Source organism: Synechococcus sp. H60.2, assembly GCF_047462315.1.
Taxonomy (GTDB): Bacteria; Cyanobacteriota; Cyanobacteriia; order Thermostichales; family Thermostichaceae; genus Thermostichus.
This window is the reverse complement of the sequence record NZ_JANSIZ010000086.1, coordinates 1-9,081: the sequence shown is the minus strand read 5'-3', so window position 1 is coordinate 9,081 and position 9,081 is coordinate 1. Positions and strand designations below refer to the sequence as shown.

The 9,081-nt window shown below is 61.3% G+C and carries 9 protein-coding genes; 6 read left to right on the top strand and 3 right to left on the bottom strand.

What is annotated here, in order from left to right; translation table 11 throughout:
• The first annotated feature begins 314 nt into the window (after positions 1-314).
• On the top strand, positions 315-2,453 hold the full coding sequence (locus NW845_RS11390; RefSeq protein ID WP_414378620.1) for a tetratricopeptide repeat protein: 2,139 nt from the start codon (positions 315-317) through the stop codon (positions 2,451-2,453).
• Here the strand turns inward: NW845_RS11390 and NW845_RS11385 are convergent.
• A complete protein-coding gene (locus tag NW845_RS11385) occupies positions 2,433-2,660 on the bottom strand; it encodes a hypothetical protein (RefSeq protein ID WP_414378619.1) in 228 nt (75 codons plus the stop codon). The genes NW845_RS11390 and NW845_RS11385 overlap by 21 nt on opposite strands.
• Before the next feature lie 582 nt (positions 2,661-3,242).
• Here NW845_RS11385 and NW845_RS11380 point away from each other — a divergent pair.
• Positions 3,243-3,557: a hypothetical protein gene (locus tag NW845_RS11380; RefSeq protein ID WP_414366086.1), complete on the top strand. Its 315-nt coding sequence runs from the start codon at positions 3,243-3,245 to the stop codon at positions 3,555-3,557.
• 23 nt (positions 3,558-3,580) lie between these two features.
• On the opposite strand, the gene recJ is transcribed toward NW845_RS11380, so the two are convergent.
• Positions 3,581-5,821 carry a single-stranded-DNA-specific exonuclease RecJ gene (recJ, locus tag NW845_RS11375; protein ID WP_414378617.1) on the bottom strand — a complete coding sequence of 747 codons (2,241 nt, stop codon included), beginning with the start codon at positions 5,819-5,821 and terminating at the stop codon, positions 3,581-3,583.
• A gap of 133 nt (positions 5,822-5,954) precedes the next feature.
• Entirely contained in the window at positions 5,955-6,122 is a 168-nt protein-coding gene (locus NW845_RS11370; RefSeq protein WP_414337946.1) for a hypothetical protein, read from the bottom strand.
• Between the two features lie 236 nt (positions 6,123-6,358).
• On the opposite strand from NW845_RS11370, the gene NW845_RS11365 reads away from it, so the two are divergent.
• From NW845_RS11365 to NW845_RS11350, 4 genes are all read left to right on the top strand, one after another.
• Positions 6,359-7,288, top strand: a complete 930-nt coding sequence (locus tag NW845_RS11365; protein WP_414378616.1) for a metallophosphoesterase family protein — start codon at positions 6,359-6,361, stop codon at positions 7,286-7,288.
• Positions 7,289-7,357: 69 nt separating this feature from the next.
• Positions 7,358-8,104 (top strand): phosphoadenylyl-sulfate reductase, encoded by a 747-nt coding sequence (locus NW845_RS11360; RefSeq protein ID WP_414378615.1) that lies wholly within the window; start codon positions 7,358-7,360, stop codon positions 8,102-8,104.
• A gap of 3 nt (positions 8,105-8,107) precedes the next feature.
• The gene (locus NW845_RS11355; protein ID WP_414366080.1) at positions 8,108-8,419 is read left to right on the top strand and encodes an antibiotic biosynthesis monooxygenase family protein; all 312 of its coding nucleotides are present in this window, start codon (positions 8,108-8,110) and stop codon (positions 8,417-8,419) included.
• Positions 8,420-8,552: 133 nt separating this feature from the next.
• Complete coding sequence (locus NW845_RS11350) at positions 8,553-8,897, top strand: ArsR/SmtB family transcription factor (RefSeq protein WP_414366079.1); 345 nt, start codon at positions 8,553-8,555, stop codon at positions 8,895-8,897.
• Positions 8,898-9,081: the final 184 nt, after the last annotated feature.

Sequence of the window (9,081 nt, the reverse complement as noted above, 5' to 3'; positions counted from 1 at the left end):
GTTCCGGCAACTGTCCCAGCCCCGCCCCCAGCGCTGCCAGGGCCGCCAGGCCCAGTCCCATTGCCGGCTGCCAACGGCGCAGGGATCCCCAGCGGCGATAGCGAATCGCTTCCAACAGCAAAACCACCAAGCCAATCGCTGCGGCAATCGCTAGCACTCCGCTTGCCATCTCCCCCTCCTGACCAACCCTTCCTCAACTATCGCCGATCTTGCAGTCGGGGAAGGGCAACGCCCCAAGCCGCCGAGGCGGCGGCAAAGATAAGCTGGAAAAGAGCAGCGAGGATAAGCTGGAAAAGAGCAGCGAGCCGACGTTCATGTCTTCCGGGCATTACAAGTTCGATCTCTTCCTGCGCTACCACCGGGCCCAGGCCCGTTGGGCGCGGCAGTTGGCGGAGCGGCTGGATCGGGAGGACTTCAAGGTCTGGTTTGACCGCTGGATGCTGCAGCCGGGAGACGACCGCCGGCTGGAGCTGCAACTGGCCATCGAACAATGCCGCTGGATCGGGGTGGTGACCTCACCGGAATTTGTCGCCAATCCCTGGCCTAGAGATGAGCTCTACAGCGGCTTCTCCCACGCTCCGCCCCGACAGAACCAGCGCCTGCTGACCCTACTTCACACGCCCGCCGAGCTGCCCCGCCCCCTGGCAGAAGCGCCGCTGCTGGATTTTAGCGGCTCTGAGGAAGATCCGGTGCTGTTTGAGTACCGGGCCCGGGAGCTGATGCACTTTTTGGATCCCAGCTTTCCCACCCCTGGAGATCTGCAGCGATTTCGGCTGCAATACCACCGCCGCGAGGAACCTCCTGAAGATGAGGAAGTGCGGGGGTTCCAAGCTTTCCTACGAGCCATTCAGCTAGCCATCCTGCGCATTGCCACTGGCGAAATGCCCTCTGCCACACCGGAGGAAGGGGCACGCAAGATTGCCATTTTGCAATTTCTTCAGCGCCTGTTCCAGTGGAACAGCGCCGATATTCAATTCGATCGGGCCGAGGAGTGGCGCAAGCGGGGCAACCTAACCGAAGCCCTGGCCGCCTACGACCGCGCTTTGAATATGGATCCCAACTTTGCCCTGGCCTGGAGCCGCCGCGGCGATGTGCTGGTGCAGTTGGCCCGCTACCGCGAGGCGGTGGATAGCTACAACGGATCCCTGAGCATCAACCCCTACGACGAGGAGACGCGGCTGCGCCTGGCCCTGATTCTGGGGCGCCTGGGTCAGTACAAAGCGGCGGTGGTCAACTACGACAAGGTGCTGGAGAGCAACCCAGAGGACGCCCTGGCCTGGCACAACCGCGGTATTCGCCTCATGCAACTCAAGCGGCCCAAGCTGGCCCTCAACAGCCTGAACAAGGCGCTGCGCTACAACCCCCAACAGCCCCGCACCTGGCTGGCACGTGGGATCGTGTTGCGGCGGCTGCGGCGGCCCAGCTCGGCGGCGGCCAGCTTTGCCCGGGTTTTGAAGCTCAACCCCAGAAGTGGCCGGGTCTGGCGCTACCAAGGCAATGCCCTGTTCCACTGCCAGCGGCTGCGCTCGGCCATCGAGTGTTACAAGCGCTCGCTGCGGCTGCGCCGCCGGGATCCCATTACGCTCCACAACCTAGGGGTGGCTCTGCTGCGCCTGGGGCAGTATCGGCTGGCCAGCAAAGCCCTGGAACGTGCCCTGCGCTACGACGCCGACAACCCCAAAAGCTGGTACGCCCGCGGCGTGGCCTTCCAGAAATTGGGCTACCTAAAGGAGGCTTGCATCCACTTCGAGGAAGCCCTGAAAATCCGGCCAAAGGACTTCCCGGCTCGCTACGCCCTGGCAGTGGCCCAGCAGGAGCTGGGGCAATACGAGGCTAGCCTGGAGCAGTTCCGGAGCTTGGTGCAGCAGCGTCCTGGCAGCTTTGCCTGCTGGTTTGGCCAGATCACCAGCCTGCGCCGCCTGGGCCGATTGGAAGAAGCCCTTGCCGCCGCCCAAGAGATGACCCGCCTCAACGAACGGGATCCCTGGGGCTGGTTTGCCTTGGGCCTGGTCTATGGCGACCTGGGGGATGCAGAGAAAGCAGCGCAAGCCTACTCGCGCGTCCTGGAGCTCACCCCAGAAGACGCGGTGGCCCTCAACAACCGCGCCTGGGAGGCCCTGAAGCTGGGGAAGTTGGAGCTGGCCCTGGCCGACGCCCAACGGGCTACGCAACTGGAGCCGCAGCGGCCCGCCTTCTGGCATACCTTGGGGTTGATCCAACTACAGGCCGGCCAGCGAGAAGCGGCCCAGGCCAGTTTGCAGCGCTGCCTGGAGCTGGATCCCCAGTTTCAACCGGCCCAAGCTGCTTTGCAGAAACTATTGCTGGGCAACCTCGCCGAGAGCCCCGCTGTTGAGGCGCCGGCAGGAACGGCACTGCTAGACCTGAAAACCCTCACTCCTCAAGAGGAGCCGCAACTGGTAGACTGTAAGCCCCTACCGGATCCCTCCGCTTAGCCCTTGTCTTTTGCCAATCCCTATAGCGCCCTGAAAGCGCAGCCGCGAGGGCCAGCCCGGACGCAGGGGATCCCCCAGCCGCTCCACCACCGCATTCTGTGCGAGCTGCTCCACCGCCAATTGGTAGGTGCGATAGGCTCCCGAAGCGCGGATCCCATCCCTGCCCCCACCAGCCCCAAGCCCAACACCGCCACCAGATCCAGACAACCCCAGCCGCAGCAGCCCAGCGGGGCAGCACGGCCAACTTGTTGGGGACTTTCCGACATAGCCAACCGCCACCACAGAGTGCCCCCACCCTAACACAACACAAAGTTGCCGCTCATCCTGGGTGCCTTCCTGTCCCACAAAGCCCAGATAAAAGGCCAATCCAGCCTACGCCATTTGTCGGTAATAAGCGACGCTTCCCAGTTCCGTATTGCTACAGACATCTGTTTGTAGCTTCAAACAACGGCTCGGAAAATCATGGAATCGGCCACTCTTTGGCAAGTTCAAACAACCCATTGTTGAGTCTAATCCCGCACTGCAGCGAAGATTGGATCGCTACGTATCCAATTGCTGCTCTGGCTTCGAGTTAGATGTGAAAGTCTGACGCATCGCCAATATAGGTTTCTATCCGCATGGGATCTGAGCAAAGTCGAAGCTTATAAATCAGTGAAGGACCCTGGATCTTGGGCAGCGAAAAAGCCGGCAAAGTGCGTATATCCAATCCGCCATTCGGCGGAGCTCATTTCAAAGGGTCTTGTCGAGAATAAAACCAGCGAAAAGTCTAAATCCAAGAGCATCCACACCATGAGCGAGATCAAAAGCACGATTGTGCAGCAAATCATTCAAACTGCCATGATGACCGGTCTGCTCACCGCTGCTCAGGAACACGAGCTCAACGTGAGGCTGTTCCGAGATGAGTGCTCCGAGGCCGATCTATTTTTGCTGCGGCGCTTGCACCGCTGCCTACGTCAGGGATCCATCCGCCAGGTGCCGGGCTTGCACAACACCATAGCCGTTGGCCGCTTTGGTTCCCCCTTGCGCCTGCTGCCCGACAGAGCCGAAGATGCACAACTCCAGCCGGCAGGGCTAAGCCTGGTGCACAATCCCAAAGTTGGCTAGTGGTTGTGCCCAGTTGTCGTCTTCTACTTCGGAGGAAAAACCGCTGGCAGGGGATCCGGTTGCAGCAGCCGTTGGCAGAGTTGGGCAATCTGGGCGGCGCTGACCTCGTCCAGCCAGCGGTGAAAAGCTTGGGATTCTTGAATACGGCCCAGCAGCCGTGTCGGGATCTGCTCCGGCCCCTCCAATTCCGCCAGCCACTGCCAGGGCAAGCCGGTTACCGCCGCCAGGACATGGGGATCCCATCGGCCTGTCCGCCCCAATTCCTGGAGTTGGGCGATTTGGTGGGGGAGGCGCTCCCAGCGGTGGCCAGAAGCAGCCAGGATCAGCGTTTGCGGCTGCACCTGTTGCAGCAGTTGGGCCAAGTCTGCTGGCAGCCAGGGCCAGCGGGCCAGCAGCAGGGCTGTTTTTGTCAGCAGGAGGAAGTCTTGATCGAGAGGAAGGGCCTGCCCATCGTAGCAGAGGACTCCTTTGAGGGAATCCGGCAAGGGGCGTTGCCGGTAATCCCGGATCTGAAGACTGGGGACGGAAACGGTGGGCGCCTGCCAGTTACCAGAGGGGCGCACCGCCAGTACTTTGCCCTGCCAGGGCTGCTTGCCTTGGGCGTCGGCTTCCAACTGCAGGGCGATGTCCAGGGCCCGGCATTCTTGCCACCGCTCCAACTCTTCGCCGGCTTCCCAAAACCAGAGGGTACGGGATCCCAGCTCAAACTTCAGGTGGCGACCCTTCTGAGAAACTCCCAACCGGACGCTACCACGGCGAACGTTCATCAGGGCTACGACGGGGTTGGGATTGCCGTGGCCAAAGGGCTGCAGGAGCTGCAACTGCCGATACACCTCGTCCAGCTCTGCCACCCTATCCCGGCCCTGAGAGGCCAACAGTTCCCAATCGATGACGATCTCCACCGCCAGGGCGCGAGCTTGCTGATCCGGGCTAACCCGCGCGGCTAGCTCCCGCCGCAAAGCCAGTTGTACGGCGGCCAGACAAGACAGCTCTACTTGGATCCCGGCAGCCATGGGGTGTCCGCCTCCCCCCAGCAAGAGGGGACGCACGGCCTCGATGGCCTCCACTAGGTTCACCCCCGGAATCGAGCGGCCCGAGCCATAGCCCCGTCCCCTCCTCTCATCTTTGGCGATCAACACCGTGGGGCAAGCGTATTGCTCCGCCAAGCGCGCCGCGGCAATTCCCAAAACCCCTGCATTCCAGCCGCTTCCGGCCAGGACGATGGCCCGCTCCCGCGCCAGATCCAAGCTCTCCACCTGCTGGCTGACCTCTTGCAGCACCTGTTGGGTGAGCTGCCGACACTCCTCATTGAGGGCAACGAAATGCTCCACCAGCGTCTGGGCCCGCTGCGGATCGGAGGTGGTCAACAGCTCCACCGCCAGGCTGGCATCGTCCAAACGGCCAATGGCGTTCAGCTTGGGAGCAAGGCGAAAGGCGATGTCTTGGGCTGTCGGCATTCCTGAGGATTGGCCGTTGCTCACCCAATCCAAAAGAACCCGCAGCCCCGGACGCTGCGTCTTGGCCAGCCTCACCAGGCCCCGCTGCACCAGGTAGCGGCACTCCCGCTGCAACACCGCCACATCGGCCACGATCCCCACCGCCACCAGATCCAGGTGCTCTTCTACGCCCGGGATCCCTAGCGCTTGGTAGAGGGCCTCCGCCATCTTGTAGGCCACTCCCACCCCTGGCAGAAAGCGCAGCGGGTGGTCTTCTGGCAGACGCAAGGGATTGATGACAGCATAGGCAGGGGGCAAGGGATCTGGCAGGGTGTGGTGATCCGCCACGATGACATCCACCCCCTGGGCTTGGGCGGCAGCAATTTCGGCGGCATTGCCCATGCCGCAATCCACTGTCAGGAGCACTTGGCAGCCCTGAGCCAGCACCTGCTGCAGCCGCTGGGGGTTCAAGCCATGCCCTTCGCTGCTGCGCAGCGGTAGGGTGAACTGGACTCGGAAGCCCAAGGTCTGTAACGCCGAGAGCAAGAGGCTGGTGGCGGTAACGCCATCGCAGTCGAAATCTCCCCAAATGCAGAGGGTTTCTCCTTTTTCCCTGGCTTCCAGCAGCCGCGCCACCGCCCGCTCCAGATCCGGCAGGGATTCCGCTGGCGTGGGAGAATACCGATTAGGATCGACGAAGGCCCGCGCTTGTTCCCGGCTGTGCAGCCCACGCAAGGCCAACACCTTGGCTGCATACTTGCCGTATTCTCGGCTCAGCTCCGGATCAAACTGGGGTGGAGTGGACAGCAGATCCCAGCGGTATTCCATGCCAACGGGTTGGGCCGGCCCCCGGGCCGACAGGGATAAAGCTCCTTAGGAGCGTATCAAAAACTGCCCAGGGAGAGAAGCAACACGGGATCCCGGAAAGCAAAAGCCGGGGTGAGCGATCCCTGCCAACCTGCTATTGACAGCAGTGAGAGGCCACGCAGCAAGGCGAAGGGTGGGCGTGGTCATGGGTGGCACAGGCTTCGCTGCAGTAGAGTTGGCCTTCGTAGCGATAGCCTTGGCTGCTTTCGAAGCTGCAGTTGCAGTGTTCACAGGCGCAACGAACAAGGGTGGTAGCAGACATGATTTTTTCTCCTTGCTTGAACTAAGGGATCCTCTTGGCGAAGATCCGTGTCGCTACACCCTAGCAGTTGCTTGGCAGCGGCGCCGGAACAAGAATCAGACTCATTGGTCGTGATTCCAAATCGCAGCAACCGCAACTCCCCTTCGGTACCCCGGCAGAGGTTAAGAGAAGTCCATAGCCCTCTGGCTGGTTATTGACTATGATGCGGGCGTGAGGTGTGAATAAGTGCCTAGGTGATGGCGACCCAAAGGATTTGCTTTGCCCAAGTCTCAGATGTTCACCTGATGCCGGAGACGGGGTGCCGCTGCTGGTGGATGTCCGATTCCCCTCGCCACCAGTTGGAAGCTGCTGTTGCCCATCTCAACCAAGTGCCCGATCTACACTTTGTGGTGTTCACTGGCGACTTGGTGGATCAAGCCGATCCGGAGAGCTTTGAGTTGTTCCAGGAGATTCTCGCCCAACTGCGGGTGCCCTACTACCTCAGCCTCGGCAACCACGATGTCGACACTCTGAGGAGAAAGGGGCGCTTTGATCGAGAGCAGTTTATCCGCTGGTGCCAAAGCCAATTTCCCCTCTTCCCAGCCCCCACTGGCTATGTCGACTACAGTCTTTCCCCTCTGCCCGGGATCCGCCTAATTGCCCTTGATGCCAGCCTGGGGCCTTTTCCCTTGCCCCAGGGGGTGCTGCGCCCCTCCCAACTGCGCTGGCTGGGCGAACATCTGCAAGCAGTTTCAGAGGAATGGCTGATCCTGCTCATCCACCAACCACCTTTTATTGCCCCTACGCAAGTGGATGCGGTTGTATTCCGCAACTACCGGCTCCACAGGGAGCCAGCTGCCGCGCTCCATGCTCTCTTAGCGAGTCACGGGCGGGTGGTGGCGGTGTTGAGTGGACATCTGCATGTGCCAAAGGTCCAGGTGCGAGACGGGATCCCCTATCTGACAGCACCTCCTCTGGTGGGGCCAGTCTCGGCCCTGCGGCTGTTCGAGGTGGATCTCAACCCCCGGCGAGGGATCCTACGCTACCACTGGGTTTACCCCCTGGACCCAGGACCCAGGCCGCTCTGGCATGGCTTGGTAATGGGGACACGTCGGGATCGCTGGGGACAGATCCCTCTGCGCGCTGGAGGAGCCCGATCTACCCTGCCAGCCGCTGCTGCCCAATAAAAATCCTAAAGCTCGACCGAATTAGTGTAGATTAAGAAGGCAAAGCAGGTGGATTCGGCGTTTCCCCCTATGAGTACAACCCTTTCTTCCTCTACCCCCTGGGAATGGGCAGCCCAGGAGGTACAAAGGCGGTATCAGTCCCAGGTAGCTGCCCTGAGCGAGCACTTTGAGCCCCTTTCTGCAAGTGACCTGCTGGCCTGGGCCGTGGCGGAGTTTGGGGACGGGCTGGTGCTGGCCTGCAGCTTTGGGCCGGAAGATCTGGTTCTCATCGATCTGCTCACGGCCATTCGCCCTCAGGTTCGCGCCTTTTTCCTAGATACCGATTTTCACTTCCCGGAAACCCTGCAACTCCAGCAACAGGTGCTGGCGCGCTACCCCGATTTGCAACTGGAGGTTTTCAAGCCCTTGCTCACCCCGGAAGAGCAGGCAGCGCAGTATGAGCCGGAGCTGTACCGCACCAACCCTGACCTCTGCTGCAACCTCCGCAAGGTGGAACCCCTAAATCGCGCCCTGGCCAACTGCACCACCTGGATTACTGGGATGCGCCGCGAGCAGTCTTCCACCCGCGCCGATATCGGCAAGGTGCAGTGGGATGGCAAGCGCAACCGCCTCAAGCTCAACCCGCTCGCCGACTGGACAAACGGCCAAGTCTGGAAGTACATTCTCGACCACGGGATCCCTTACAATCCCCTCCACGACCGCAACTATCCCAGCATTGGCTGCATCCACTGTACGGCGCCGGTGGAGCCGGGGGAGGATCCCCGCTCCGGCCGCTGGAAGGGCACAGCCAAAACCGAGTGCGGCCTGCATACCTAGCCTATGAACCCTTCGCCTGTCCTGGAGGTGGCTCAGTTTGAAGTCACCCCCGGCTCTGAAGCTGCCTTCGAAGCTGCCATCGCGCAAGCCTTTGTCTACCTACAACAAACCGATGGCTATCGGCAGCACCAACTGCAGCGCTGTTTAGAGTACCCTCAGCAGTACCTGTTGCTGGTACAGTGGAGATCCCTGGAGGCCCATCTGGTTAACTTCCGCCAATCGGAAAACTTTGTCCGCTGGCGCGCCCTCCTCGAGCCCTACTTTGCTCGGCCACCGCAGGTGTTGCACTACCAACTGCTGCCGGGGTTGGCCTGATGAGAGGCAGTGCGAGCCCAGGGTTGCGCCGGTGTGCTGCAGAGCAGTGGCGGCCTTCCCAGCCCAGGAACAACTGGGGTGGGAGGAGTGTTTGCCGGTGGGGGCGCAAAGCTCTTGCTACCCTAGTTGAAGGATGGTTTCGTGGTTGGCCAAGGTAGAGGGGGATTTGCTGTGTGAGCAGGTACGGGAGGGATTTCACGCTCTCTCCGATCCAATTCGCCTGCGCGCACTGCAACTGTTGCGTGGGCGCGAGCTGTGCGTTTGCGATCTCTGCGAAAAGCTGCAGATAAGCCAATCCAAGCTCTCGTTTCACTTAAAGACCTTGCGAGATGCGCAGTTGGTCAACGCTCGCCAGCAGGGGCGCTGGATCTACTACAGTCTTAACCCACCTCGCTTTCAGCTCTTGCAGCATTTTTTGGATAGCCTAGGACAAGCTGCCCCCTCTGAGGCTGCCGTCCCCTGTGCGGAGGATCCCTAGATGTTTATCCTCGATTGAGGCGCGGTTTGCTTGCCCCGCGGCCCTGGCCCTGGGGGGGACGCCATAACCCCCGCTCCAGAGCCTACGGCCCGCTGACGCGAAGGAATCTCAACGTAAGGCGCGGGATTCCCCACCCGGGTGGGGAGGGATAGCGCCTCCTGACTGATTCTGGATATATCGCTTC